The 23,634-nt window shown below is 73.5% G+C and carries 24 protein-coding genes and 1 pseudogene; 13 read left to right on the top strand and 12 right to left on the bottom strand.

Annotation, left to right across the window (positions count from 1 at the left end; genetic code table 11):
• Positions 1-60: 60 nt before the first annotated feature.
• Positions 61-666 carry a TetR/AcrR family transcriptional regulator gene (locus HT134_RS04995; RefSeq protein WP_175599025.1) on the top strand — a complete coding sequence of 202 codons (606 nt, stop codon included), beginning with the start codon at positions 61-63 and terminating at the stop codon, positions 664-666.
• Between the two features lie 147 nt (positions 667-813).
• On the opposite strand, the gene HT134_RS04990 is transcribed toward HT134_RS04995, so the two are convergent.
• The gene (locus HT134_RS04990; RefSeq protein ID WP_217707182.1) at positions 814-1,371 is read right to left on the bottom strand and encodes a TetR/AcrR family transcriptional regulator; all 558 of its coding nucleotides are present in this window, start codon (positions 1,369-1,371) and stop codon (positions 814-816) included.
• A 116-nt stretch (positions 1,372-1,487) separates the two neighbouring features.
• On the opposite strand from HT134_RS04990, the gene HT134_RS04985 reads away from it, so the two are divergent.
• A complete protein-coding gene (locus HT134_RS04985; protein WP_175599024.1) occupies positions 1,488-2,135 on the top strand; it encodes a class I SAM-dependent methyltransferase in 648 nt (215 codons plus the stop codon).
• Between the two features lie 411 nt (positions 2,136-2,546).
• On the opposite strand, the gene HT134_RS46740 is transcribed toward HT134_RS04985, so the two are convergent.
• The 6 genes from HT134_RS46740 to HT134_RS04960 all read right to left on the bottom strand — a co-directional run bounded on the left by HT134_RS46740 (position 2,547) and on the right by HT134_RS04960 (position 8,024).
• Positions 2,547-2,675 carry a hypothetical protein gene (locus tag HT134_RS46740; protein ID WP_281387371.1) on the bottom strand — a complete coding sequence of 43 codons (129 nt, stop codon included), beginning with the start codon at positions 2,673-2,675 and terminating at the stop codon, positions 2,547-2,549.
• Between the two features lie 176 nt (positions 2,676-2,851).
• Positions 2,852-4,084, bottom strand: coding sequence for an MFS transporter (locus tag HT134_RS04980; RefSeq protein WP_175599023.1), 1,233 nt, complete (start codon positions 4,082-4,084; stop codon positions 2,852-2,854).
• Positions 4,081-5,400 (bottom strand): MBL fold metallo-hydrolase, encoded by a 1,320-nt coding sequence (locus HT134_RS04975; protein ID WP_175599022.1) that lies wholly within the window; start codon positions 5,398-5,400, stop codon positions 4,081-4,083. Before HT134_RS04975 ends, HT134_RS04980 begins: the two co-directional genes overlap by 4 nt.
• A gap of 33 nt (positions 5,401-5,433) precedes the next feature.
• Positions 5,434-6,732 (bottom strand): MFS transporter, encoded by a 1,299-nt coding sequence (locus tag HT134_RS04970; protein ID WP_312887977.1) that lies wholly within the window; start codon positions 6,730-6,732, stop codon positions 5,434-5,436.
• Between the two features lie 12 nt (positions 6,733-6,744).
• A complete protein-coding gene (locus tag HT134_RS04965) occupies positions 6,745-7,080 on the bottom strand; it encodes a hypothetical protein (RefSeq protein WP_217707181.1) in 336 nt (111 codons plus the stop codon).
• Positions 7,081-7,136: 56 nt separating this feature from the next.
• Positions 7,137-8,024: a LysR family transcriptional regulator gene (locus HT134_RS04960; RefSeq protein WP_175599021.1), complete on the bottom strand. Its 888-nt coding sequence runs from the start codon at positions 8,022-8,024 to the stop codon at positions 7,137-7,139.
• Positions 8,025-8,155: 131 nt separating this feature from the next.
• Between HT134_RS04960 and HT134_RS04955 the strand changes: the two genes are divergently transcribed.
• The 4 genes from HT134_RS04955 (at position 8,156) to HT134_RS47525 (ending at position 12,246) form a co-directional block, all read left to right on the top strand.
• Positions 8,156-9,163 carry an alcohol dehydrogenase catalytic domain-containing protein gene (locus tag HT134_RS04955; protein ID WP_175600134.1) on the top strand — a complete coding sequence of 336 codons (1,008 nt, stop codon included), beginning with the start codon at positions 8,156-8,158 and terminating at the stop codon, positions 9,161-9,163.
• 90 nt (positions 9,164-9,253) lie between these two features.
• Positions 9,254-9,907, top strand: coding sequence for an ArsR/SmtB family transcription factor (locus HT134_RS04950; protein WP_175599020.1), 654 nt, complete (start codon positions 9,254-9,256; stop codon positions 9,905-9,907).
• Positions 9,904-10,188, top strand: a complete 285-nt coding sequence (locus HT134_RS04945) for a sulfurtransferase TusA family protein (RefSeq protein ID WP_175599019.1) — start codon at positions 9,904-9,906, stop codon at positions 10,186-10,188. Before HT134_RS04950 ends, HT134_RS04945 begins: the two co-directional genes overlap by 4 nt.
• A 147-nt stretch (positions 10,189-10,335) precedes the next feature.
• Complete coding sequence (locus tag HT134_RS47525; RefSeq protein WP_175599018.1) at positions 10,336-12,246, top strand: sugar transferase; 1,911 nt, start codon at positions 10,336-10,338, stop codon at positions 12,244-12,246.
• 6 nt (positions 12,247-12,252) lie between these two features.
• On the opposite strand, the gene HT134_RS04935 is transcribed toward HT134_RS47525, so the two are convergent.
• Positions 12,253-12,705, bottom strand: a complete 453-nt coding sequence (locus tag HT134_RS04935; RefSeq protein WP_175599017.1) for a hypothetical protein — start codon at positions 12,703-12,705, stop codon at positions 12,253-12,255.
• Positions 12,706-12,852: 147 nt separating this feature from the next.
• Between HT134_RS04935 and HT134_RS04930 the strand changes: the two genes are divergently transcribed.
• Positions 12,853-13,353: a hemerythrin domain-containing protein gene (locus HT134_RS04930; RefSeq protein ID WP_175599016.1), complete on the top strand. Its 501-nt coding sequence runs from the start codon at positions 12,853-12,855 to the stop codon at positions 13,351-13,353.
• Between the two features lie 111 nt (positions 13,354-13,464).
• Positions 13,465-14,304: a universal stress protein gene (locus tag HT134_RS04925; RefSeq protein WP_312887976.1), complete on the top strand. Its 840-nt coding sequence runs from the start codon at positions 13,465-13,467 to the stop codon at positions 14,302-14,304.
• 71 nt (positions 14,305-14,375) lie between these two features.
• Here HT134_RS04925 and HT134_RS04920 read toward each other — a convergent pair whose 3' ends face one another.
• A complete protein-coding gene (locus tag HT134_RS04920; protein ID WP_175599015.1) occupies positions 14,376-14,639 on the bottom strand; it encodes a dsRBD fold-containing protein in 264 nt (87 codons plus the stop codon).
• A gap of 38 nt (positions 14,640-14,677) precedes the next feature.
• Positions 14,678-15,088 carry an Hsp20/alpha crystallin family protein gene (locus HT134_RS04915; protein ID WP_175599014.1) on the bottom strand — a complete coding sequence of 137 codons (411 nt, stop codon included), beginning with the start codon at positions 15,086-15,088 and terminating at the stop codon, positions 14,678-14,680.
• 234 nt (positions 15,089-15,322) lie between these two features.
• Here HT134_RS04915 and HT134_RS04910 point away from each other — a divergent pair, with 234 nt between their 5' ends.
• The 5 genes and pseudogenes from HT134_RS04910 to HT134_RS04895 all read left to right on the top strand — a co-directional run bounded on the left by HT134_RS04910 (position 15,323) and on the right by HT134_RS04895 (position 22,012).
• Positions 15,323-16,027, top strand: coding sequence for a DUF305 domain-containing protein (locus HT134_RS04910; RefSeq protein WP_175599013.1), 705 nt, complete (start codon positions 15,323-15,325; stop codon positions 16,025-16,027).
• Positions 16,028-16,133: 106 nt separating this feature from the next.
• Positions 16,134-16,463, top strand: a pseudogene (locus HT134_RS47520) (NADH-quinone oxidoreductase subunit NuoE family protein); the annotation flags it as partial.
• Between the two features lie 54 nt (positions 16,464-16,517).
• Positions 16,518-17,759 carry an NADH-ubiquinone oxidoreductase-F iron-sulfur binding region domain-containing protein gene (locus HT134_RS47515; protein ID WP_312888074.1) on the top strand — a complete coding sequence of 414 codons (1,242 nt, stop codon included), beginning with the start codon at positions 16,518-16,520 and terminating at the stop codon, positions 17,757-17,759.
• The gene (fdhF, locus tag HT134_RS04900; RefSeq protein WP_175599012.1) at positions 17,756-20,431 is read left to right on the top strand and encodes a formate dehydrogenase subunit alpha; all 2,676 of its coding nucleotides are present in this window, start codon (positions 17,756-17,758) and stop codon (positions 20,429-20,431) included. Before HT134_RS47515 ends, fdhF begins: the two co-directional genes overlap by 4 nt.
• Positions 20,432-20,497: 66 nt before the next feature.
• A complete protein-coding gene (locus HT134_RS04895; RefSeq protein WP_175599011.1) occupies positions 20,498-22,012 on the top strand; it encodes a bifunctional aminoglycoside phosphotransferase/ATP-binding protein in 1,515 nt (504 codons plus the stop codon).
• A 33-nt stretch (positions 22,013-22,045) separates the two neighbouring features.
• On the opposite strand, the gene HT134_RS04890 is transcribed toward HT134_RS04895, so the two are convergent.
• Together HT134_RS04890 and HT134_RS04885 are read right to left on the bottom strand one after the other, a co-directional pair.
• Positions 22,046-22,882: a universal stress protein gene (locus HT134_RS04890; protein WP_175599010.1), complete on the bottom strand. Its 837-nt coding sequence runs from the start codon at positions 22,880-22,882 to the stop codon at positions 22,046-22,048.
• Between the two features lie 30 nt (positions 22,883-22,912).
• Positions 22,913-23,614 (bottom strand): CBS domain-containing protein, encoded by a 702-nt coding sequence (locus HT134_RS04885; RefSeq protein ID WP_175599009.1) that lies wholly within the window; start codon positions 23,612-23,614, stop codon positions 22,913-22,915.
• Positions 23,615-23,634 lie beyond the last annotated feature (20 nt).

The raw sequence follows: 23,634 nt of genomic DNA, 5'->3' as shown, positions 1-23,634 counted from the left end.
TTGTATACTCAGACGTATAAGAAGCTACATGTACACTTTGCCTTCTACAAGGGAGGCGGGATGGGCGACGTCGAGCAAGACGACGGCCAGGTCGTGGCGGCCCAGCCGATACGGCGGCTGCGGCGCGCGGAGCGGCGCGAGCAGATCCTCGACGCGGCCACCCGCGCCTTCGCCCGCGCCGGCTACAATGCCACCGGCCTGGACGACATCGCCGACGAGGCCGAGCTCACCCGCGCCATGCTGTACAGGCACTTCGACTCCAAGGCCGACCTGTACCGGGCCGTGCTCGACCGCGCCTGCGTCCGCCTGGAGGAGGCCACCGGGGCCGACGACTTCGACGACAGCGCCATCCCCGCCCTGCTGCGCGCCGCCGCCGCCGACCCCGACGGGTTCAGGCTGCTGTTCCGCCACGCCGCCCGCGAGCCCGACTTCCGCGAGCTGATCGACTCCATCACCGCGGCCTCCCGCGAGGTCGCCCACCGCAACCTCGCCCGCCGCATCCCGGCGGGCCCATGGCTCGACTGGGCCGCCACCCTGATCCCCGCCTTCACCCTGGAGGCCGTCATCGCCTGGCTGGACGCCGGGCAGCCCGACCCCGACCAGGCAGCCGCCCGCATCAGCCAGGCCGTACGCGGGGTCATGGCCGCCGCGCACGCCTCTCACTGAAGGGGCTCCGCCGGTCATTCCGGCCGGGTGACCCCAGGCCGGTGCTCCTGAGAGAACGTCCGTGCCGGTGGCCCGGGTGCGCTGCCGGAAACCGGACGAGGACTGATGTCCGGTGACGGCGTCGCTCCACCCCGCACGACCGAGCGGTCAGAGCCGGCCCAGCACTGCGCGCACTCCCGGCTCGACGGCCGCGCGGAAAGCGGCGTCCAGCTCGGCGGGCGAAGCGGCGGTCTCGCCGTCCACCCACGCCCGCAGCAGCCCCATGAACGCGCCCACCACGCAGACCACCAGCAGGTCGAGCGCCGCCGACGCCCGCGCGCCCGCCGCGAGAAGCTCGTCCCTGACGAGGCCGGCGAGCAGCCGCTCCCCGTGCGCGTGCACCGGACCGCCGCCGCGCCGCCCCAGCAGGGCCCGCACGAGCCGCTCCTGCTCGCGCACGTGCTCCAGCATCGGCAGGCTGAACGCGAACAGCCTCCCCGGCTCGCCGCCGGCCGGTGCGGGGCGCAGGAACGCGAGGTCATGCAGGTTGCTGAGCAGTACGTCCTGCTTGTCGGTGAAATGGGAGTAGAACGTGGACCGGCCCACGTCGGCGCGGGCGATGATGTCGGTGACGGTCACCGCCTCGTAGCCCTTCTCCAGGATCAGCGCCACCAACGCCTCCTGGACCATGCGCCGTGTGCGCCGCACCCGCCGGTCTCCGGACACTTTCGCGCTCCCTGTTCGGTACGGCACAACACGGCCTGTCTGCTCGTTGATCCTCTCCCATTATGAACGCATCATTCATAAGCGAACACATTGTTCGGAATTCAGGAGGTCAGGCCATGGGACTCGGAAAGCTGCTGCATCGCCATGACGAGCACGCCGACGAGGGCGGGACCATCGACCGCCCGCGGGCCTACGAGGTCTTCGCCTCGATCGGGTTCCTCGGCGGGCGTCGCGCCGCCTTCACCCGCCTGGCCGCCGCGGCCAGGCCGCGCGCCGGGGACCGCGTCCTGGACGTCGGCTGCGGCACCGGTTACCTGAGCCGGGTCCTCGCCCCGGTCGTCACACCCAGCGGACACGTCACCGGCCTCGACCCGTCACCCGCGATGATCGAGTACGCCACCCGGCGCGCCCCGGCCAACTGCACCTATGTCGTGGGCGCGGGGCAGGACCTGCCGTTCCCGGACGGCTCCTTCGACCTGGTCGTCTCCAGCCTGGCCGTGCACCACATGCCCGTCGAGGCGCGGCCCGGAGCCGTGCGGGAGATGTTCCGGGTGCTGCGGCCGGGCGGGCGGCTGCTCATCGCCGAGTTCCGCCCGCCGGCCGGCCACCTGGCCCGGCACCTCGTCGGAGCGTTGTCCGGCCCCGCCATGCGGCACGACCCCCGAGACCTGCTCGGCACCGTGGTCCCGGACGCCGGATTCGAGGTGGAGGCCGAGGGCGACCTGCCGTACCTCCTGTACTACGTCCGGGCCACCCGCCCGTAGCACGGCGACAACGCCTGCTGCCGGGCGGCGACCTCGCGCGAGTGGGTGGACAGCGACATTCAGGGACTCGGTTACCCCTATTGGGCCAAGGCTCTAGGAACTAAGATGGTTAGGTGTAACCGACTTGGGCGCGCGTCCCGTGGGAGGCGACCGGACCAGGTTCAGCGCATCTCGGCACCGGCGCGCGCACACCAGCCGCCGCGGCGGCGGCACTGTCAAAGACCCGTAGTTGGACCCGCCGCCGCGGTGCTCATCCTGTCGGGGTGCGGTCACGGCCTCGCGCCGGATGCCCACAGCACGCTCGCCGCCACGAGCCCCCGGCATCACACAAACCTCCGACCCTCGCATGAGGGCCGGAGGCTGATTTCTCTGTCTGCCGACTCTGTGACCAGAGCTAGAGGCGAGGCCGGTCTACCACCACCAGCCGCCGCCCCAGCCTCCGCCGCCCCACCAGCGATGGCCGCAGCCGCCGCCCCACCAGCGGCGACGGCGCCACCATGGGTGCTGCTCGAAGTCGACGTGAGACATATACCTAGCCATGTTTCCTCCCCCGTGGGCTAGGCAACCCAAATTCGAACATTACTCCCATGCAGGGACATATAGCGATGTCAAGGGACATTTCTGACGGTCAGCGTTCTGACTCCTGTCTCCGCGCTAGTCCGCCCTTGACGAAGACGGGACGTGAGGAGGCGAGCAGCAGGTGAGGGACCGTGCCGTCATGTGGCGGCGGCCCCTCTCACGTGGGTCTCGTACATGCGCAGGGCGACCACCAGTCCGGAGGCGGCGGTGAGGGCGGCGACGGTCCAGATGGCGGCGGGGATGCCGAACAGGTCGGCGGTCACTCCGGCGACCAGGGCGCCGGCCGCGAAGCCGCCGTCGCGCCACAGGCGGTAGACGCCGACCGCGCGGGCTCGCCACGAAGGGTGCGCGACGTCGCCGATGGCGGCCAGGAGCGTGGGGTAGACCATCGCGGTCCCGGCACCGAGCAGCACCAGGGCGGCGGCCCACAGGGGGAAGGACGAGGCCGCGCCGATGAGGGCGAGGGCGAGGCCCTGGGTGAGCATGCCCCAGACGATCAGCCGTTTGCGTCCCCACCGGTCCGACAGGGCGCCGGTGGCGAGTTGGCCCAGGCCCCAGACGGCCAGGTAGAGCGCGGACAGGAAGCCGATCCGGCCCAGGGACAGGCCGTGCGCGGCGAACATGATCGGCAGCAGTCCCCAGGCGAGGCCGTCGTTGAGGTTGTTGACCAGCCCGGCCTGGCTCACCGATGACAGGGCGCGTTCCTTGAAGCTGGTCAGGAGGAAGATCTGGCGGGTGGTGTGCGGGCTTGGCTCGGATCCGGCCTCGTGGCGGGCGTGATCGTGGGTCTCCTTGACCGCCACTGTGGACAGGCCCAGCCCGAGTGCGGCGTAGGCGGCGCCGAGCAGGAAGGGGGCGGGGCGCAGGCCGTACCGCTCGGCCAAGTAGCCGGTGGCCACGGTCGTGACGGCGACCGCGAGATAGCCGGCGGCCTCGTTGAGCCCCATGGCCAGGCCACGGCGTTCGGGGCCGGCCAGGTCGATCTTCATGATCACGGTGGTGGACCAGGTCAGGCCCTGGTTGACCCCGAGCAGCACGTTGGCGATGATCACCCAGCCCCAGCCGGGCGCCCACATCAGCAGCAGCGGGATCGGCAGGCCGATGAGCCAGCCGGCGACGAGGACGGGCTTGCGGCCGTAGCGGTCGGACAGGGTGCCGGCGAAGAAGTTCGTGGCCGCCTTGACCAGGCCGAAGGTCAGGATGAAGGTGAGGGCGCTGGTGGCCGTGGTCAGGCCGAAGGTCTGCTCGGCGAGCAGGGGCAGTACCACGCGCTCCTGGCCGAGCATGCCGCCGACCAGGGCGTTGACCGCGACGAGGAGCGTGAACTGGGCCAGGTTGGCGCGCAGACCGAGCCGTACCGGGCCGGTCATGGTCCGGCTTCCAGCTCGCGTCCGGTGGCGGCGGCCCAGTCGGCGGCGCCGCCGTTCAGGACGCTGACCTGCCGGTGTCCCGCGCGGGCGAGCAGGCTCGCGCCGGTCATGGCGCGCTCGCCGTGCCCGCACATGACCACCGTCGGCTCGTCGGGGACGGCATGGCCGCGCAGCTCCCCGAGCTCCACGTGCACGGCTCCCGGCAGATGTCCGCTCGCGAACTCGCTGCTCTGGCGGACATCGAGCACGGTGCCGCTGATCTCGGCCGGAGCGACCAGCGGGATGCGGGCGAGCGGGCCGTCCCATGCTCCGGCGAGTTCCCCGGCGAGGTTCTCCTGGCCGATCTTGAGCGCCTGCCAGAGGATCTCGGCCGGGTCCTGGTCCGGGTCGCGGACGATGACGTACGGCGTGGCCGGGTCGACCAGCCAGCCGAGCCAGGTGGCGAACTGGGCGCGCAGCGGGATCGAGATCGCGCCGGGGATGTGACCGCGGGCGACATGCTCCTTCGGCCGCACGTCGACCACCATGGCTCCGCCGTCCAGGAGCCTCCTGGTCCGTGCCGCGGTGAGCGGTGTGAGCGCCGGCTCGCCGACGGGGGAGGGGCCGTGCCGGTTGGCTTCGGCCAGCCGCAGGAAGTACGGCGGGAAGCTGCCCGCCCCGTCCAGCAGCTCCTTGACGAAGGCGTCCTCGTCGGCGGCCTGGAGGAGGGGATTGGCGGCCTTCTCCGCGCCGACGGTGGAGACCCGGCCGGCGGCGGGACCGGCCAGGCAGAACGAGCCGGCGCCGTGCGTGGGCCAGACCGGCGTCGCGTCCGGCAGGGTGGCCAGGCGGCGCAGCGAGGTGTACTGGGCGCGGGCCAGCGGCTCGGTCCGCTCGGAGCCGGTCAGGTCGGTGCGGGCGGCGCCGCCGACGATCAGCGACCCGCCGGTGAAGACGCCTTGGACGGAGGTGCCGTCCAGCAGGAGGAAGGCCAGGTGCTCACCGGTGTGGCCGGGGGTGGCCCAGGCGCGCAGCGTCAGCCCGCCCAGGTCGACCTCGTCGCCGTCGCGCAGCCCGCGGTGGTCGAAGAGCCGCTCGCCGGCCGCCGAGGCCAGGACCCGCGCCCCGTCGTCGCGGGCGAGCTGGAGTGAGCCGGACAGGAAGTCGGCGTGCAGGTGGGTGTCGGCGGCGAACGCGACGCGCAGGCCGCGCCGGGCCGCGTGGGCCTTCAGCGCCCGCAGGTCCCGCGAGGCGTCGACGGCCAGCGCGCGGCCGTCGCCGAGGTCGACCAGGTAGGAGCTGTTGCCCAGGCCGTCGTCCGGGATGGTGATGATCATCGCCCCTCCACGTAGCTCTCTTACAATATTCCATTAAGTATTGGAATGCGATCGAGCGTGGCCGGCCAGGAGCACGGCCGGCGGAAGGAGCGCGACGAGGGCCAGGGCGGACAGCAGGGAGAAGCCGCTGACGGCCAGCAGCGGCCCGGACGCGAACGCCGCGGCCGCTCCGCAGAGGTTCGACAGCGCGTCCACCCCGCCCTGGGACGAGGCGCGGGTCTCGGCGGAGACGACCGCGTCGAACAGCGCGGAGCCGGCGACATTGACCAAGGACCAGCCGACGCCCAGCAGCATCAGCGACGCGATGATCCAGCCGGTGCCGTCGGGTTTCACGGCGCCGATCACGAGGGAGGCGGCGAGGACGCCGAGCCCGGCGCCGATCGCCGGCCGGTGACCGTACCGGTCCGCGAGCAGGCCCACGAGCGGGGCCGGGGCGTACATGCCGACGATGTGCAGGCTGATCGTGACGCCGACGACGGTGACCGAGCCGCCTTGGTGGGTGAGGTGGACCGGCGTCATGGTCATGATCGCGACCATCACCCCTTGGGCGGTGAGAATCGCGATCACCGCCAGCCGGGCCCGCCGGTTGACGCGCAGTTCGGCGAGCACCTGCCGGATGCGGCCCGGCTGCTGCCTGCCGCCAGGACCCGGCGGTGAGGCGGGCGTGGCCGGCCCGAGGAACAGCAGCGGGTCGGGACGCAGCCACACGAACACGATCAGACCCGCGACGGCCAGGCAGGCAGCGGCGATGAGGAAGGCGCCGGCGTACACGGTCAGGCCGGTGGCCGAGCCGATGATCTCGCCGGGTACGCCGAGGTTCGGGCCGAGCACGGAGCCGAGGGTGCCCACCCAGACCACCAGGGCCAGCGAGCGGGCTCTGCGGTGCGGCTGCGCGAGGTCGGTGGCCGCGAACCGTGACTGCAGGCTCACCGCCAGGCCGACGCCGATCAGCAGCAGGCCGGCGAAGAGCGGCACGACCATGCTCCACTGCGCCGCGGCGACCAGCACCGCGCCGCCCGCGGCCGCCGTCCACCAGCCGCCGGCGAGGGCGACGCGGCGTCCGCGGCGTGCGGCCAGCGCGCCCAGCGGCAGGCCGAGCAGCGCCGCGCCGAGCGTGCTCGCGGTGCGGGCCAGGCCCGCCCAGGCTTCGCTGTCGGTGACGGCTCCGGCCAGCAGTACGCCGATCGAGGGCGCGACGCCCACCCCCACGGTGCCGATGATCTGCGCGAGGACCAGCACAGTCATCGTGCGCCGCTGGACGGCGTCGGCGGCGAGCCCGGCCGGGGCGGAGGGTACGGCGCCGGTGCCGGCGAGGTGTTCGAGGTCAGGCACGAGAATCCTTGGTCAGGCGCTCTCGTAGACGCGCACGTCCGGAGCCGCCTTCAGGTAGGGCCGCAGAGCGGTGACGACGTCCTGGGTGAACAGCTCGGTGGACAGGTACGCGTGCGCGTCGGCGGTGCTGGCGAACCCGTGCAGGACCTGCACGTCCTCGTCGCGGACCAGCAGTTCCTTGCTCCTCGCGCCCGCGATCGTGTCCAGGAACGGCTGCTTGTAGCGCTGGTAGACGCCGGCCGCGGCGGCACGGTCCTCCGCGCTGACGTTCAGGGTGATCTGAAGGTAGGCCATGGGGTTCCTCGTTCCGGGTCCGAGCGTGATGGCCACGACGTGAGCCGTGGCCATGCGCCGAAGCTATGCCCGGGAACGAGCGGCCCGGTAGCCGGGCGACGCGAATACGGCTATAGGCGGCGGTTATCGCCGAGCGAGGCGACGAGCCGGCTCAGATCGGCCGCGTGGCGGGAGGTGGGGTCCCACACGGCCTCGTAGAACAACTCGACCGGCCGCCCGTCGTCGATGAGCGGGCGGGCGGTGAGGCGGGCGTCCGACAGCTTGGACTCGGGCAGGATCGCCGCGCCCAGGCCGAGGCCGACCCACTGCTCGAGGACCTGGTAACCGCCGGCCTCGCCCGGGTAGGTGCGCAGCGGCAGGTCGTGCTCACGGAACAGCTGCGTGGTGAACCGGGTCAGGCCGCACGCGTCGGGAACCAGGATGAACTGCGCATCGGCGGTGTCGCTCAGCTCCACGGCCGACGACGCTTCCGCGTGGGCGTCGATCACGACGACCCGTTCGGAATGGATGACGCGGTGCTCGAAGCGGGGCAGCGGGTTCACCGACGGGATCAGGATGACGTCGAGCTCCCCTGCGGCGAGCGCCTCGTGCAGGTCGGCCATGTTCGCCTCCCGCAGCACCAGGTCCCCCGGGACCGGCAACCGGCGCACCGCGCCGAAGGCCCGCGCCACCAGGTCCGGACTGATGAGCGGGGACACGCCCAGACGAATGCGGGGCGCCTCCGGGCCGGCCATCCGCCGCGCCTCGGCGGTGATCGCGTCCAGCGCCGACAGCGCGGTGTCCACCAGCGGGATCAGCCGCACCGCTTCGGCGGTCAAGGTCACACCCCGGGTGGACCGCTCGAACAACCGCACCCCGAGGCGCTCCTCCAGCCGGGCGACCGCGTTCGACAGCGCCGGCTGCGTGATGCCGTGAGCGCGCGCGGCGGCCGAGAACGACCGGGCGTGCGCGACCGACCGCGCGTACCGCAGCGCCTCGAGGTTCAACCGCTCGGCCATAACCGGAGGCTATCACCCGATTCGCGCCGCACACCTACCCGCGCCGACCGGCCCGGCCATATCGTCCCTGAATGCCTGCCGGCGCGTGAGCACGCGCCGCCCCGCAGGAGAGGGAGAGAGCGTTGTCGACCATGTTCCGCCGCATGGCGGTCACCGAGCCCGGCGGCCCGCTTCGCCCCGTCGAGGCGGCGATCACCGATCCGGAACCCGGCTGGGTCCGCGTGCGGGTGGCCGCCGGCGGGGTGTGCGGCGCCGATCTCGGCACCGTGAGCGCCTCCGATCCGGCCGGCGGCTTCCCGATCACTCCGGGGCATGAGATCGCCGGCGTGATCGACGCGACCGGCGCACCCGCCGCCGGCTGGAGAACGGGCGATCGGGTCGCGGTCGGCTGGTCCGGCGGCAGCTGCGGCCACTGCCACGCGTGCCGCACCGGCGACCAGGTTCACTGCCGGCGACGCCTGATCCCGGGCCTGTCCTATCCGGGCGGCTGGGCCGACATGGTGACCGTTCCCCTGGAGGCGCTCGCCCGGATCCCCGACGGATTGAGCATGGCCGACGCGGCGCCGATGGGCTGTGCCGGCGTGACCACGTTCACCGCGATCCGCGCGGCCGGCCTGCCGCCGGGCTCGCGGGTCGCCGTGTACGGCCTCGGCGGCCTCGGCCATCTCGCCGTGCAGTTCGCCGCCCGCATGGGCCACGAGGTCGTCGTGGTGGCCCGCGGCACCGGCCGCGAGCACGACGCCGCCGCGCTGGGCGCCCGCCACTACATCGACGCCACCACCCAGGACGCGGGCCGGACGCTGGCGGAGCTCGGCGGTGCCGACCTCATGCTGTGCACGGCCTCCAGCTCCGAGCCGGTCAGCGCACTGCTCGCCGGGCTGCGCGTGCGCGGACGGCTCACGCTGATCGGCGTGGACGGCGGAGCCCTCCGGGTGCCGGTGGCGCGGCTGGTGATGAACGCGCAGACCGTCACCGGCCACCTCACCGGCACGCCCGCCGACATCGAGGACACCATGCGCTTCGCCGCCGCCCACGACGTCCGGCCGCGTCTCGAACGCCTGCCGCTCGAACAGGCCGGCCTCGCGGTGCGCCGGCTGCGTGACGGACAAGCCCGGTACCGGTTGGTGCTGGAGCCCTGACCTCGAACGACGGACTTGGCTCCGCAGGGCGGTGATTGCCCCCGGCGGGGACGCCTCATACACTATTCCAGAAAGTAGTGGAGGACTGTCGTGGGCGACAAGACATCGTTGTTCGAGGCGTTCGCTCAGGTGGCCAAGGCCCTGGCCAGCGCGAAGCGCCTGGAGCTGCTCGACCTGCTGGCCCAGGGTGAGCGATCCGTCGAGGTGCTGGCCGGCGCGGCCGGGCTCGGGCTGACGAGCGCCTCGAACCACTTGCAGGTCCTGAAGCAGTCCGGCCTGGTGGCGACGCGCAAGGAGGGGACGAGGGTCTTCTACCGTCTGGCCGGGGACGACGTGGCCGACCTCTGGGCCCGCCTTCGCCATGTCGCCTCCGCCCACCTGGCGGAAGTGGATCGCGCGCGTGCCGCCTATCTCGGTCCTGCGGACACCGAGCAGCTGACCCGGGCCGAGCTGCTGCGCAGGATCCAGGACGGGGACGTCACGGTCATCGACGTGCGCCCCCGTGAGGAGTACGCGGCCGGGCACATCCCCGGCGCCCTGTCGATCCCCGTGGACGAGCTCCTGGACCGGCTGGCCGAACTGCCCGAGGACGGCACCGTCGTCGCCTACTGCCGCGGCGCCTACTGCGTGTTCGCGCACGACGCCGTCAGGGCGCTGACCGGCCAGGGGCGCCGCGCCGTCCGGCTGGAGGACGGCATGCTGGAGTGGCGCCTGGCCGAGCTGCCCGTGGCGACGGGCGCATGATTCCACCTCCGGACCTGGTGGTCGACGGCGGCGACCGGCTGTGCGTGCGGTTGCTGATCGAGTTGCGCGCTCACGTGGCGGCGGCGCGCCCCGGGGCGGTGATCCACCTCATCGCCTCCGACCCGGCGGCGCCGATCGACCTGCCTGCCTGGTGCCACCTGACGGGCAACGACTATCTGGGACAGGTGCCGGGCGCTGCGCGTTCGACGTACGCCCTTCGGGTGGGCGGCGGGGCCCGCGAAACCGAGCCGAAGAGCCCATGGCGGACCCGGGTGGACTGACCTTCGGCCGCCGGTCTTTCGACAGGCCCGCCAGGCCGGGACGGCGGCCCTCCTCGTGCTCCGCCGCGGCTGATCCGTTAGAGTCACGGGAGCGTTTGCCGGGAATGATGGGGCTGAGGAGACATCGCCGCGGACGATCTGCCGCCTGTGGGCGCGGCGCAGTTCACCCCGGAGATCTGGGTCAGCGCGGGGAGAGGCGTCCGGGAGACCGCTGACGATCTGGCCCGGGGCGTGGACGCGTTCTGCCGGGCGATGGATGAGCGGCCCTTCGGTCAGGATGATCTGGGCCGGGCGCTGTTCGAGGGCCATCCCGAGGCGGGCATGCCCGGGTTCGCCCGGCTGCGTAACGACCTGCTGGCAGATCTGGTCGTGGCGGTGAACCTGTTACGCCGGATGGCGGCCGGGCTGGTCGTCGCCGGGGACTCCTATGCCGAAGCCGAGGCGGCGAGCATCGGGATCCCGTACGCGCCATCACGCCCGACCTGGCTGACGGACCCGGAGGAGTACCGGCCTGAGCCGGGACCGAGCGGCCTGCCGACGACCACGCCACCGCCTGACTTCGTGAGCCAGGCGATCTGGTTCCTCGAGTCCGTGGGATGCGGCGCCGCGTGGCCGGACGCCGATCTCGACGGTGTGACGCGGCTGCGCGATGCCGCGACGGCGCTGGGACGCGTGGTCGGCGACGTTCAGGAACAGATCGCGGGACAGGCCGGGCGGGTGACCAAGGCCGGGCTCGGGCCGGCCACGGCCGCGTTCGGACAGGCCACGCGGGCGGTGCACGGCGAGCCGGGGCAGCTGGCGGACCTGCGGCGGCGGTGCGAGCATCTCGCCTGCTGCGCCCAGATCGCCTATGACGCGATCGTCAAGGCCCGATGGCGATTCGTGGCCTCCGCCGGGTTCGTGCTGACCCTGATGCTCGTCGCGAAGCTCCTGGCGCCCCGGCTCGGCCCGCTCCTCGACGTGGTGGTGCGAAGGCTTCTCCGGGCGGAGGGCCTGGCGCTGCGGATCATCTTGCTGATCATCCGGCAGGCCGCGCTGGGCGCGATGTTCTCCGGCGGGCTGAGCGCGATCGACCAGTTGTTCGCCACCGGCGACATCGATGCGGCGCGGCTGACCCGGGATCTGTATCACGGAGCCCTCGCCGGCGGTCTGATGGCCGGCGCGCACGCCGGGCTGCCCGCGCTGCTGCGCCGAGGCGGACCCGCGCTCACCGGCCTGGCCGAGGCCATGGAGTCGGCCACATGGGAACGGGCGTTCACCCGGATCCTGGCCGGCGGGACGGTGAGCACCACCGTGCTGGCGACCGCGGGATGGGCCGGCGGTGCCGGCTGGAACTGGAAGCACTCCGCTGAGATGGGGTTCGGCATGGCCGTGCTCAGTACCGGCGCGGCGCTCGCCTCCCGGGCCTGGCCCGTCCCGAGCTATGCGGGCCTGACGGGCAGAGCCTGGAAGCAGAGCCCGGCCAAGCGGTGGCATGACGTCAAGTGGGCCCTGGGGATTCTCCTGATCACCGCTCCCGCGGTCTCCGCCTTCGCGCTCGCCAAGTTCGTCGAGGACAGGAAGAACCCCTTCTTCCTGCAGAAACGGGTCGGCCAGTTCGGCCGCGTGTTCGACCTCGCCAAGGGCCGTTCGATGAGGACGACCAAGGGTGAGGACAGCAGTCTCGGCGGATCGGATGCGCGGCGTACGCGGGTCGGCAAACTGTGGGCGAAGACCAGTCTCGATGAGTTCGTCCAACTGGCGTACAACGTCCTCTACAAGGGCGACATGTCAGTCGTGAACGACCGGCCGCTCCTGGCCGCCACCAGACAGGAGACCATGGAAGCCCTCGGCCCCACTCTGGGCCCGCGTTGGGACGAAGCGGATCTGGCCGGAAAGCCGGGGCTGTTCGGCCCGTTCCCCAACAAGATCGTCGAGCTCGGTCTCCAGCCCAAGACCGCCGCGTTCGACCTCCAACGGGGCTACACGGGCATCTGGCACGACAGGACCGCGAGCCTGCGTTCCGACCGCAACATCCTCTGGGAGTTCATCACCACGTACGTGCGTCGCATCTCCTAGACGGGATCAGCCCGCCGCCCGCCTCGTCGCCGCCGCGTAGGACCGGATCGTCTCCAGGAACAGCCCGACCACGACGGCCCCGAGCACCCCGTGGTACCAACGCCAGCCCACACCGATGCCGACGAACCCGTCCAGGATCATGATGCCCGCGCCGCCGCCGACGGCCAGCAGCATGCCGGCCAGTACCAGCAGTATCAGCATCCTCGGCACCCTGCGCCCCAGCGGCGTGACCGTGGCGACGGCGACGCACGCGCCCAGCACGCCCGACGCGGTCGCCAGCCACTGCGCCGTGGCCGCTTCCATGAAGTAGCCGCTGCTCTCGGCGGCCGATACGGGCGGACCGCCCGGGAAGCCGAGGCGGGCCTGCAGGGCGAAGACGGCCTTCCCCGCGGCGTAACCGAGGAACAGCACCGCCAGCGCGTACGCCGGCCAGCGTCGTGGGCGGTCGAGGGCAACCATGGCTCCGACCGTAGACGTCGCGGCGCGGCCGGCGCTCCTCCCCGTGGGGGAAGCGTCTCCCCCGGAGGAGGGAGCACCAGCCGCTGATCAGGCCGGTTGGTAGTGTGGGTGCAGATAGGCGGTCACTGCGCGGGGGAGGTGAGCGCCGTGGGCGTGACGGCACCGCTGCGCCGGGAACACCAGGAACTGCTGCCGCACATCGAGGCGCTGTGCGCCGTCGCCGAGGCCGCCGAAGGCGACCGCGACACGCTGGTGAAGGCGCTCGACGACACGCTGACGTTCCTGGAGCGCCACCTCATCCCGCACGCCCAGGCCGAGGACGCCGTCCTGTACCCCAAGGTGGAGCAGGTGATGCGGGCGCCGGGGGCCACCGCGACCATGCGGCGCGACCACGAGGAGGTGGTCGAGCTGACCCGGCGGCTGCGGCGGCTGCGTGACGGCCTCACCGGCCCGCCGTCCTCCGGCCCGCTGTCCTCCGAGCAGCGTCGCGGCCTGCAACGTCTGCTGTACGGGCTCCACGCGGTCGTCCGCCTGCACTTCGCCAAGGAGGAAGAGGTGTACCTGCCGCTCCTGGACGCCGAGCTCACCGCCGAGGACGCGGCCGCCATGTTCCAGGCGATGCACGGGTCCGCCTCCCTGCCGTCCTGACGCCGCGCCTCGCGCAGGGGAGGAGTACTTCTCCCTGGTGGGGCAGAGGGAGGGGTGACGGACCACGTCCTCGGGCTCGTCCCGGGCGCTGGACCGGTCACGGGGGGATGGATGATGACTGGACCGATCGTGGCAGGTGTGGACGGATCCGCACCGGCGACCGCGGCGGTGGAGTGGGCCGCCGCCGACGCCGGAAGACGTGGCCTGGCGCTGCGCCTGGTTCACGTGTGCGAGCACTGGGCGCGCGACATGGGCGCCACCCAGTACTGCGAGGGAGCCCTGGAGGCCGCGGCCGACCGGGCGCGGGCGCTGGCCCCCGGGCTGGAGGTGAGCACCGAGATGCTCTCCGGCCGGGTGACGGAGGAGCTCGTGGCGCAGTCCGCCACCGCCGAGAGCATGGTGGTGGGCAGCCGAGGGCTCGGCGGGTTCCGCGGGATGATCCTCGGCTCGGCGAGCCTGACCCTCGCCGGTCACGCCGCCGGGCCGGTCGTGGTCGTACGGGAGCACGCCGCGGAGCGGCTCGGCGAGATCGTGGTCGGCTACGACGGCTCGCCGTTCTCGGACGCGGCGGTGGAGTACGCGATCCAGCAGGCCCGGGCCCGGGGCGTCCAGCTACGTGTCCTGTACGCCTGGTACCTGCCGCCGCTGTCGCCGTACGCGTCGGGTTACGTCGCCTCCGACGAGGGCTTCAAGGAGGCGGCGCGGGAGGCGGCCGAGCGGGTGGCGCCGTTCCGGGAGAGGAACCCGGACGTACGGCTGGTCGACGAGCAGGTGTGCGACCATCCCGTCGCCGCGCTCATGAAGTGCGCGGCCACGGCGGACCTGGTGGTCGTCGGCTCACGCGGCCACGGCGGGCTCGCCTCGGCGGTGCTGGGCTCGGTCAGTCACGGAGTGCTGCACCACGTGACGCGCCCCGTCGCCGTGGTGCGGCCACGGCCGGCGAAGGGCTGAGCGGGCGGAAGGACGAGGTGCCCGGCGGGTGAGCCGCCGGACACCTCGCACGCCCCCCCATCGAGTGCCGGTCAGCGTGTCCGGAGCCCGCCGAGCTGCGCGACGTCGCCGGCGGCGTCGCCCATCAGCCGCTCGGCGAGGGCCATCAGCGCCCGTCCGGCGGCGAGCTCGTCGCCGATCTCCGGCACGGCGCGGTCGGCGGGGTTGCGCCTGGCCAGACCCACGCTCTCGCGCCACTCGCGCCCCCGCGCGTGCAGCACCGCCCGGGCCACCGTTCGCTGGTCGTCGTCGTCCTCACTGATGGAGATCTGGACGGTCCATCGCTTGGCCTCCATGACGCCTCCTCGCGGTCGGTTCGATCCTCTGCGGCCGGTCAGCGGCCGGTCTCGACCTGGATCCGCCTGCCTTCCCGCCTCTCCTCGGCCAGCTTGACGCTGATCTCGAGGATGCCCTTGTCGTAGACGGCCTTGACGTCCTGCTCGTCCGCGCCCGTGGGCAGGGTGATGGAACGTGAGAAGCTGCCGTACCGGAACTCGGTGCGGTGCTGCTCCTTGAGCTCCTCGCGGCGCTCGCCATGGATGGTGAGGACGCCGTTGCGCAGCGTGATCTCCACATCCTTCTCCGGGTCGAGGCCCGGCAGTTCGGCCCGTACGGTGTACCGGCCGTCCTTGACGTAGTCCTCGAACCTGACCATCTGCTGGGCGTGGACGCCTGGCGGCCATTCCAGCCAGTCGAACAGGTCGGGGAACAGGCCTCTGTGCTCTCGGCGTGCCGGCGTTCCCATGTCCACCTCCACGGTCTTCGACTGTCTCCCTCCCATCCCAGCGACCGGCGGCGTGGAGGTGCAGAGGCGGAGGTCCTCCTGGCCCGGGGCCTTGGGCCCGAACCGTGCGACCCCGACGCCGTGACGGCTCCGAGGGCCTTGGTCCCCGCCCTGTGGGCCGATGGGCCCTGGGTCCGCCGGGGATGCGCGCCCACCGTGAGAGGTGAGGGAGCGAGCAAGTCGCCGGGAGGGACCATGAGACTTCGGGCAGGACCGCGGGCGGCGGCCGCGGCGATCCTGATCGCCGCGGCGTTGACGGGCGTCGACGCCGCGGCCGCGGACGACCAGGCGCGGCCGGCTCCGGCTCCGTCCCCTTCCGGGTGGCGGCAGACCTGCCCGCCGGGAGGCTCGTGGATGGGGCCGGGCGGCCCGATGCACGGCGTGCGGGTGGACGACGAGTTCGGCTACCTGGCGCAGATGGTGCCCCACCACCAGGAGGCCGTCATCGCCGCGCGGCAGCTGCGCCGCTCCGAGCGGCCGCAGATGCGCCGCCTGGGTGCGTCGATCGTGGCGACGCAGAGCGCTGAGATCGCGACGATGAGGGCGTGGCTGGACCAGTGGTACCCCGGACGCTCCCCGGCGGTCGGCTACCGGCCGATGATGCGTGACCTGTCGAGACTGTCGGGCGACGCGCTGGACGAGGCGTTCCTGCGGGACATGATTCCGCACCACATGGGCGCGATCATGATGTCGCAGCAGCTGCTCATGCGCGGGCGGGTGGAGCACGAGCAGGTCGCGGCGTTCGCCCGCACGGTGCGCGACGACCAGCACGCCGAGATGGTGCAGATGCGGCGGTGGCTGGCGGGCTGGTTCGGCGAGACGGGCATGCCGGGAATGCCGGGCATGCCTGGCGGGCCGTGGCCGACCGGCGACGGGCGCGGGAGTCCGTGCGGCTGGTGACACCAGGGCGGCCGGTTCGCGGTGACCCCGCCGCCGGAAACGGGCATGAAGGATGGTGTGAAGCGACCCTTTCGCTGGATTCCGCGCCCTCGCTGAGCGGCGCGGGCGGCCGGGCGCCCGCCTGATCGAGGCGCTCGCCGACGCGGCCACGGAGCAGGGGGGAGGGCCCGAGCGCTGGGCGCCCGAGGTGGCCCGGCGATTCGGGCTGCCCGCGGCGGCGGGCCTGGGCCCGGCCACCTTCTACGCGGACCTGGCGGTCCCGCACGGGCGTCGCCACGTGCGGGTCTGCGGCGCGACCGCGTGTTTCGCGGCCCAGGGAGGCCGGCACCTGTCCGCCGTCGAGGACGTCCTCGGTGTCCAGGCCGACGCCGGTCCGGGGCCGGACGCGGCGGTCTCCTTGCGGACCGTCCGCTGCCTCGGCTACTGCTACGCGGGGCCTGCCTGCCTGGACGGTGAGACGGTCTGTACCGGCCCGGACGTCGCGGACCAGGTGGCCGGGCGGGTGCCCGCGCACGCCCCGCCGATCCGGGCGGCCGACACCACCGGAGACCCCGTCGTGCTCGCCGGGATCGTGGCCGGCGACGACGCCTGGCGGACCTGGGTGGAGACCGTCGGACGGCGCCCGCCCGAGCTGGTCCGCTCGCAGGTCGCGGCCGCCGGGCTGCGCGGCCGTGGGGGCGCGGGATTCCCCGTGGCGGCCAAGTGGGCGGCCGCGGGCGGCTCGCCCGACACCGTGGTGATCGCCAACGGCGACGAGGGTGATCCGGGATCGTACGCCGACCGGCTCCTGATGGAGGCGGACCCGGCCCGGGTGCTCGCCGGGCTGGCGCTCGCCTGCCTCGCCTGCGGGGCCCGCCGCGGCCTGGTGCTGGTGCGCTCGGAGTACCCGCGGGCGGTGGCGCGCCTGCGGGAGGCCGTGGAGCGGGCCCGCGCGGACGGCCACCTCGGCCGGAACGTCCACGGCAGCGGCGTGGACGTGGACATCGAGGTGGTGGTGGGCGCCGGCTCCTACGTCGCGGGCGAGGAGACGGCATTGATCGCCGGGCTGGAGGGCGGCCGCGGCTGCGCGCGGGCGCGCCCGCCCTACCCGGCGAGCCAGGGCATGTGGGGTGCCCCCACCGTGGTCAACAACGTCGAGACGCTCGCCGCGGTGCCCTGGATCGTCCGGCGCGGCGGCCAGGACTACGCCCGCCGCGGCGCGCCCGGCGAGGCGGGCACGAAGCTGGTCTGCCTGTCGGAGCGGTTCGCCCGGCCCGGCTGCTACGAGGTCGAGCTGGGCGTGCCGGTGCGGTGGATCGTCACGGAGCTGGGCGGCGGCCTGCGGGAGGACGGCCGGCTCGGCGTCCTGCAGGTGGGGGGCCCGCTGGGCGGTTTCCTCCGGGAGGAGGACCTGGACGTGCCGCTCAGCGAGGCGGGACTGTCGGGCTGTGGAGCCGCGCTGGGCCACGCCGGGTTGGTGGCCGTCGAGCGGCGGCTGGAGCCGCTGGACGTGCTGCGGCACGTGTGGGCGTTCGCCGCGGCGGAGAGCTGTGGCGCCTGCTCCCCGTGCCGGGTCGGCTCCCGCCGCGGGCTGGAGCAGGCCAGGGCCGGTGCTCCTCCCGGCGACGCGTACGCCCGCATGCTGCGGGTGATGAGCGAGGCCAGTCTGTGCGCGTTCGGGCGCCGGCTGCCGCACGCGGTACGGAGCCTGGCCCGGGCCTACGGGGACCGCCTGCCGGGGTGGGGCGGATGAGGGTCACGGTGGACGGCCTCCTCGTGGATCTGCCCGAGGACGCGACGGTGCTGTCCGCGGTACGGGCCGCGGGCCTCGAACTGCCCACGCTGTGCCATGACGACCGGCTGACGCCCGTCGGCTCGTGCCGGGCCTGCCTGGTCCGGGTCGGCGGGCGGGTCGTGGCGGCATGCGTGACGCCCGCCGCGGACGGCGCCCAGGTGCGCGTCGACGAGGAGGACCTGCGCCGGCTGCGCCACGACGCCGTGGAGCTGATCGTCTCGGCGCTCCCGCCGTACGCGCTGGACGGCGACGGGGAGCTGGCGCGGGTCTGCCGGTCCTCGGGCGTCGGCCCGGAGAGCGCCGGCGGCGGCGCCGGGAGGGGGCGCGACGACTCGCACCCCTTCGTCCGCCTGGACCGGGATCTGTGCATCGCCTGTGGCCGCTGCGTGCGCATGTGCGCCGAGGTCCAGGGCACGTTCGCGCTCACGCTGGTGGGGCGGGGCGCCGAGACCGTGGTCGCGCCGGGCACCGGGGGTCCCTGGGCGGAGTCCGACTGCGTGGCGTGCGGCGGATGCGTGGACACCTGCCCGACCGGCGCTCTCACCGAGCCCGGGCTGCCGATCGGGACCCGCCGGGCCTCCCTCACCAGCACCCGCACCACCTGCGGGTACTGCGGCGTCGGCTGCGCCCTCGACGTGCTGACCCGGGACGGCGACGTCGCCGCGGTACGGCCGGCCGCGGACGGCCCGGTCAACCGGGGTCACGCGTGCGTCAAGGGCCGCTTCTCCCACGGGTTCCTGCGCTCTCCGGAGCGGCTCACCCGGCCTCTGCTGCGCCGCCGTTCCGGCCTGGAGCCCGTGAGCTGGGGCGAGGCGCTCGACCACATCGCCCGCGGGCTACGGGCCGCCGTGGGGGAGGCGGGCCCCGACGCGGTGGCGGCGATCTCCTCGGCCCGGGCCACCAACGAGGAGAACTACCTGATCCAGAAGTTCATGAGGGCCGTCATCGGGACCAACAACGTCGACAACTGCTCCAGGCTGTGCCATTCGCCCTCGGCCGCCGGGCTGACCGCCGCGTTCGGCCTGCCGGGGGGCACCGACGGCTTCGAGGACGTGGAGCGGGCCGACTGCCTGCTCGTCGTGGGCGCGAACCCCGTGGAGGCGCATCCGGTCGTCGGAGCGCGGCTGCTCCAGCAGGTGCTGAAGGGCGCGCGACTGGTCGTCGTCGACCCGCGTGCCGTCGGGCTCGCCGGCCACGCGGACGTCCACCTGCGGCCCCGGCCGGGGACCAACGTCGCCGTGTTCAACGGGCTCGCGCACGTCCTGCTCGCCGAGAACCTGATCGACGAGGAGTTCCTGCGCCACCGCGCCGACGGGTTGCCGGCACTCGCCGCGCTTCTCGACGACTACGCGCCCGACCGGGTGTCCACGATCACCGGGGTGCCGGCGCCGGATCTGGTCGCGGCGGCGCGGCTCTACGGGCGGGCCGAGCGGCCGGCCATCGTCTACGGGCTCGGCGTCACCGAGCACCTGCACGGCACCGACGGCGTGCGGACGCTGGCCAACCTGGCGATCCTGCGCGGCGCGGTCGGCACCGAGCGCGGCTTCGGCGTGAACCCGCTCCGAGGGCAGAACAACGTTCAGGGCGCCTCCGACATGGGGGCCCTGCCCGACCTGCTGCCCGGCTACGGCAGGGTCGGCGATCCCGTCGCGCGCGCCCGTGCCGAACAGGTGTGGGGCACCCGGCTGCCGGCCCACGACGGCCTGCGCATCGCGCAGATGTTCGCCGCGGCACGCTCGGGAGACCTGCGCGTCCTGTGGGTCGTCGGAGAGGACGTGTGCGCCACCGACCCCGACGCCGATCGGGTCGTCGAGGCGCTGGAGGCGTGCCCGCTCGTCATCAGCCAGGACCTCTTCCTGTCCGAGACCGCCCGCCACGCCGACGTGGTCCTGCCGGCCGCGTCGTGGCTGGAGAAGGACGGGACCTTCGTCAACTTCGACCGCAGGTTCCAGCGGGTGCGCCCCGCCCTGGCCCCGCCCGGCGAGGCCCGGACCGACTTCGCCGTCGTGCACGCGATCGCCGCGGCCTGCGGCGCCGACCTGGGCTGCCCGACACCGGCGGCGGCGCTCGCCGAGTGCGGGCGGGTGGCGCCCGTGTTCGCCGGGATATCCCATCAGCGGCTGGACCGCGAAGGCGCCATCCCGTGGCCGTGCCCCGATCCCGGCCGCCCGGGCCAGGTCAAGCTCCATCGGGACCGGTTCGCCACCCCGGACGGGCTGGCCCACCTGGCCGCCCGCCCGTACCTGCCGCCGGGCGAGAGCGCCGACGACGACTACCCGCTGATCCTCATCACCGGCCGCCGGTGGGCGCACTACAACTCCGGCAACATGACCCGGCGATCCGGCAACATCCGGCTCGACGCCGCCGACCGGCTCGACATCCACCCCGCCGACGCCGCCCGTCACGGCGTCCGCGACGGCGACCGGGTGCTCGTGCAGAGCCGGCACGGGCGGGCCACACTGCCGGTGCGGGTCACCGAGGAGCTCCTGCCGGGCCAGCTCTTCTGCGCCTTCCACTTCCCCTCCAGCCGGGTGAACGCCCTCACCTCCGGCCACGCGGACACCGTGACGTCGTGCCCGGAGTACAAGGTCACCGCCGTGCGCCTGCGCGGCTCCCCGCCGCTCTCCTGACTCCCCGCCGCCCGCCGCTCCGTCAGGGCCCGAGTCAGGGGCGGTGGGCAGGGGAAGGAGCCAGGCATGGGGGAACAGCAAGCGGCGTGGAGACCGTGGGCGCAGGTCCGGGAGACACACGCCTCCGCGGTGATCTTTCTCGGGGACCATGTCGTCAAGGTCAAGAAGCCGGTGAATCTCGGCTTCCTGGACTTCACCACCCGTGAGGCGCGGCTGGCCGTCTGCCGGAACGAGGTGGAGCTGAACCGGCGGCTGGCGCCCGATGTCTACGAGGGAGTCGCCGACGTGCTCGGCCCTGACGGCAAGCCCTGCGAGCACCTGGTCGTGATGCGGCGGCTGCCGGAGGAGCGCCGCCTGGCCACGATGGTCCGCGCGGGTGAACCGGTGGACGCGCACGTGCGGCAGATCGCCCGGACGCTCGCGAGCATGCACGGCCGCGCCCGCCACGGCCCGCAGATCGACGCGCAGGGGGCGAGGCCGGCGCTGCGCTCGCGCTGGGCCGAGAGCTTCGAGCAGGTCCGCGCGCTGCGCGACGCGGCTCTCGACCGCGGCACCCTCGACGAGATCGAACGGCTCGCGCTGCGTTTCCTCGACGGCCGCGACCGCCTCTTCGACTCCCGGATCGCCGGGAGGCGCGTCGTGGACGGCCACGGCGACCTGCTCGCCGACGACATCTTCTGCCTGGACGACGGCCCGCGCATCCTGGACTGCCTGGAGTTCGACGAGCGGCTGCGGTTCGTGGACGGGCTGGACGACGCCGCCTTCCTGGCCATGGACCTGGAGCGGCTCGGCGCGCCCCGGCTGGCGGAGCTCTTCCTGCACTGGTACGCCGAGTTCTCCGGCGATCCCTCGCCGCCCTCGCTGTGGCACCACTATGTCGCCTACCGGGCCTTCGTCCGGGCCAAGGTGGCCTGCCTGCGCCACTGGCAGGGAGATCCCGACGCGGGGTGGCAGGCCCGCGACCTCGCCGGGCTCGCGCTGCGCCACCTGGAGGCCGGGGCGGTCACGCTCGTCCTCGTCGGCGGGCTGCCGGGCACCGGCAAGTCGACGCTGGCCGCCGCCGTCGCCGACCGCTCCGGGTTCACGGTCCTGAACAGCGACCGGGTCCGCAAGGAGCTCGCCGGCATCGCGCCCGAGCAGCCCGCGCCCGCTCCTTTCGGCGAGGGCATCTACGGCGAGGACTGGACGGAGCGCACCTATCGCGAACTCCTCGCCCGGGCCGAGGCGCTCCTCCGCCACGGCGAGTCGGTCGTCCTCGACGCCTCCTGGACCGGCGCCGCGCACCGGACGGCCGCCGCCGACGTGGCCCGGCGCGCCTTCGCCGACGTCGTGGAGCTGCGCTGCACCGCTCTGCCGCAGGTCGGCACGGAGCGTCTGGCCCGCCGTGAACGCGGCGTCTCCGACGCCGACCAGGCGATCGCCGCGGCCATGGCGGCCAGGACGGCGCCCTGGCCGGGCGCGGTCGAGATCGACACCAGCGCGGGGCGGGACCAGGCGCTCGACCGGGCGCTGCGGGCCATCCACGCCAGGTGGACCACCACTCCCTGGCGGTTCCGGCGTCCGCGGATGGAACCCGGCTGATGGGGCCGGGCCTCGTACGGCGCCGCGTGCCGCTCAGCTCAGCGGCTGCCGCGGCCGTACGACGGCGACCGGACAGGTGACATGGTGCAGCACCCCGTGGCTGACCGACCCGAGCACCGCCGAGGCGAACCCGCCGAGCCCGCGTGAGCCGACGACCACCAGGTCCGCGGCCGGCGCCGCCTTGATCAGGGCCGCGACCGGGTGGTCGCACACCTCGTCGTGGACGATCGGCACGTCGGGGTACCTCTCGCGCCAGGGGGCCACCCGCTCGGCGGCCGCCTGCGACTCCCGCTGGAACTGCTCGTCGAGCAGGCCGCTGTAGGCTTCCGCGAACGGTGCGGACAGGGGCGGCTGCCAGGCGTAGAGCACCCGCAGCCGCGCGCCGCGGGCCCGCGCCTGATCGATGGCGTACACCATGGCGGTCCGTGAGTGGGCGGATCCGTCATGACCGACCACGATCTCGCCGTGCCGCACCGCGGCGGGCCCGCGCACGATCACGACCGGCCCGGCGGCGTGCCCGGCCACGGCCAGACCGACCGAGCCGAGCAGCATCGCGGCGAACCCTCCCAGCCCTCTGCCGCCCAGCACCACGCTGTCGGCCTCCGCCGACTCGCGCACCAGCAGATCGGTCACCTCGCCGGCCGGCATTCGGGTGTCCACCTCGACGCCCGGCGCCACGTCGCGCGCCCGGCCGGCGGCCGCTCTCAGGACACCGGCGCAGTACTCCTTGGCCGCGTCGCCCGGCCATCGCTCACACACCCGCACGATCCGCAGGCCCAGTCCACGTCGCCGCGCGTCGGCGGCGGCCCATTCCACCGCCGCGGTGGCGGGTTCGGACCCGTCCACGCCGACCACGATCCATCCGGCCATCGCCCGCCCTCTCCACGCGTCGCGTCACCGCTATCGTCCGGCCCACCTGGGCGTGTCGTCCTCCTTCCACTCCAGCTCGTCGATCACGTCGACCACGCCGTTGACCCGTTGGGTCATGCGCGCGAGGATCTCCGCGTCGCTGCGGAACCTCACCGCGCCCCCGAGCGTCACCACGCCGTTGTCCACCCGGAGCCGCACCTCGTCGGTGTCCACCCCGATGGTCGCGTCGAGCACGTCCTCGCGCACCTCGCGCGCGATGTCGCCGTCCTGCCGTACGAAGACCTTGAGCAGGTCGTGGCGGCTGACGACGCCCACGAGCCGGCCGTCCTCGTCGACGACCGGCAGTCTCTTGACTCCGTGCCCGTCCATGAGCCTGGCCGCCTCGACCGTCGTGGCGTCAGGCGTGGTCGTGACCGCCGGGCTCGTCATCAGCTCGGCCGCCGTGTCGCCGTGCGCCGTCTCCGCGGCCCTGCGCCGCTCGCGGCCCACGCGGTCACGCAGCCGGGCGCGGAGCGGCGGCTGGTACCCCTCGCGGTAGAACTGCTCCCGGAACTCCTCCTTGCGGAGCAGGTCCGCCTCCGAGACGACACCGACCACATGCCCTTCGGCGTCCACCACGGGGACGGCGCTCACCGCGTGGGCGATGAGGACCTCGGCGACGTCCTTGAAGGGCGTGCTGCCGTTGACCGAGGCGACCTCCCTGGTCATGACCGTGTCGATCTTGACGCGCATGCTGGGCTCCTCACGTCCGC

The sequence above is a fragment of the Nonomuraea rhodomycinica genome (assembly GCF_013363995.1).
GTDB lineage: Bacteria > Actinomycetota > Actinomycetes > Streptosporangiales > Streptosporangiaceae > Nonomuraea > Nonomuraea rhodomycinica.
This window is presented reverse-complemented; position numbering and strand designations above follow the sequence as displayed.

Excerpts from the sequence above, each read along its gene's own strand:
- HT134_RS04995 (WP_175599025.1), top strand. The coding sequence starts at position 61 with ATGGGCGACGTCGAGCAAGACGACGGCCAGGTCGTGGCGGCCCAGCCG.
- HT134_RS04985 (WP_175599024.1), top strand. The coding sequence starts at position 1,488 with ATGGGACTCGGAAAGCTGCTGCATCGCCATGACGAGCACGCCGACGAG.
- HT134_RS46740 (WP_281387371.1), bottom strand. The coding sequence starts at position 2,675 with ATGGCTAGGTATATGTCTCACGTCGACTTCGAGCAGCACCCATGGTGG.
- HT134_RS04980 (WP_175599023.1), bottom strand. The coding sequence starts at position 4,084 with ATGACCGGCCCGGTACGGCTCGGTCTGCGCGCCAACCTGGCCCAGTTC.
- HT134_RS04975 (WP_175599022.1), bottom strand. The coding sequence starts at position 5,400 with ATGATCATCACCATCCCGGACGACGGCCTGGGCAACAGCTCCTACCTG.
- HT134_RS04965 (WP_217707181.1), bottom strand. The coding sequence starts at position 7,080 with ATGGCCACGGCTCACGTCGTGGCCATCACGCTCGGACCCGGAACGAGG.
- HT134_RS04960 (WP_175599021.1), bottom strand. The coding sequence starts at position 8,024 with ATGGCCGAGCGGTTGAACCTCGAGGCGCTGCGGTACGCGCGGTCGGTC.
- HT134_RS04955 (WP_175600134.1), top strand. The coding sequence starts at position 8,156 with ATGTTCCGCCGCATGGCGGTCACCGAGCCCGGCGGCCCGCTTCGCCCC.
- HT134_RS04945 (WP_175599019.1), top strand. The coding sequence starts at position 9,904 with ATGATTCCACCTCCGGACCTGGTGGTCGACGGCGGCGACCGGCTGTGC.
- HT134_RS04935 (WP_175599017.1), bottom strand. The coding sequence starts at position 12,705 with ATGGTTGCCCTCGACCGCCCACGACGCTGGCCGGCGTACGCGCTGGCG.
- HT134_RS04925 (WP_312887976.1), top strand. The coding sequence starts at position 13,465 with ATGATGACTGGACCGATCGTGGCAGGTGTGGACGGATCCGCACCGGCG.
- HT134_RS04920 (WP_175599015.1), bottom strand. The coding sequence starts at position 14,639 with ATGGAGGCCAAGCGATGGACCGTCCAGATCTCCATCAGTGAGGACGAC.
- HT134_RS04915 (WP_175599014.1), bottom strand. The coding sequence starts at position 15,088 with ATGGGAACGCCGGCACGCCGAGAGCACAGAGGCCTGTTCCCCGACCTG.
- HT134_RS04910 (WP_175599013.1), top strand. The coding sequence starts at position 15,323 with ATGAGACTTCGGGCAGGACCGCGGGCGGCGGCCGCGGCGATCCTGATC.
- fdhF (WP_175599012.1), top strand. The coding sequence starts at position 17,756 with ATGAGGGTCACGGTGGACGGCCTCCTCGTGGATCTGCCCGAGGACGCG.
- HT134_RS04895 (WP_175599011.1), top strand. The coding sequence starts at position 20,498 with ATGGGGGAACAGCAAGCGGCGTGGAGACCGTGGGCGCAGGTCCGGGAG.
- HT134_RS04890 (WP_175599010.1), bottom strand. The coding sequence starts at position 22,882 with ATGGCCGGATGGATCGTGGTCGGCGTGGACGGGTCCGAACCCGCCACC.
- HT134_RS04885 (WP_175599009.1), bottom strand. The coding sequence starts at position 23,614 with ATGCGCGTCAAGATCGACACGGTCATGACCAGGGAGGTCGCCTCGGTC.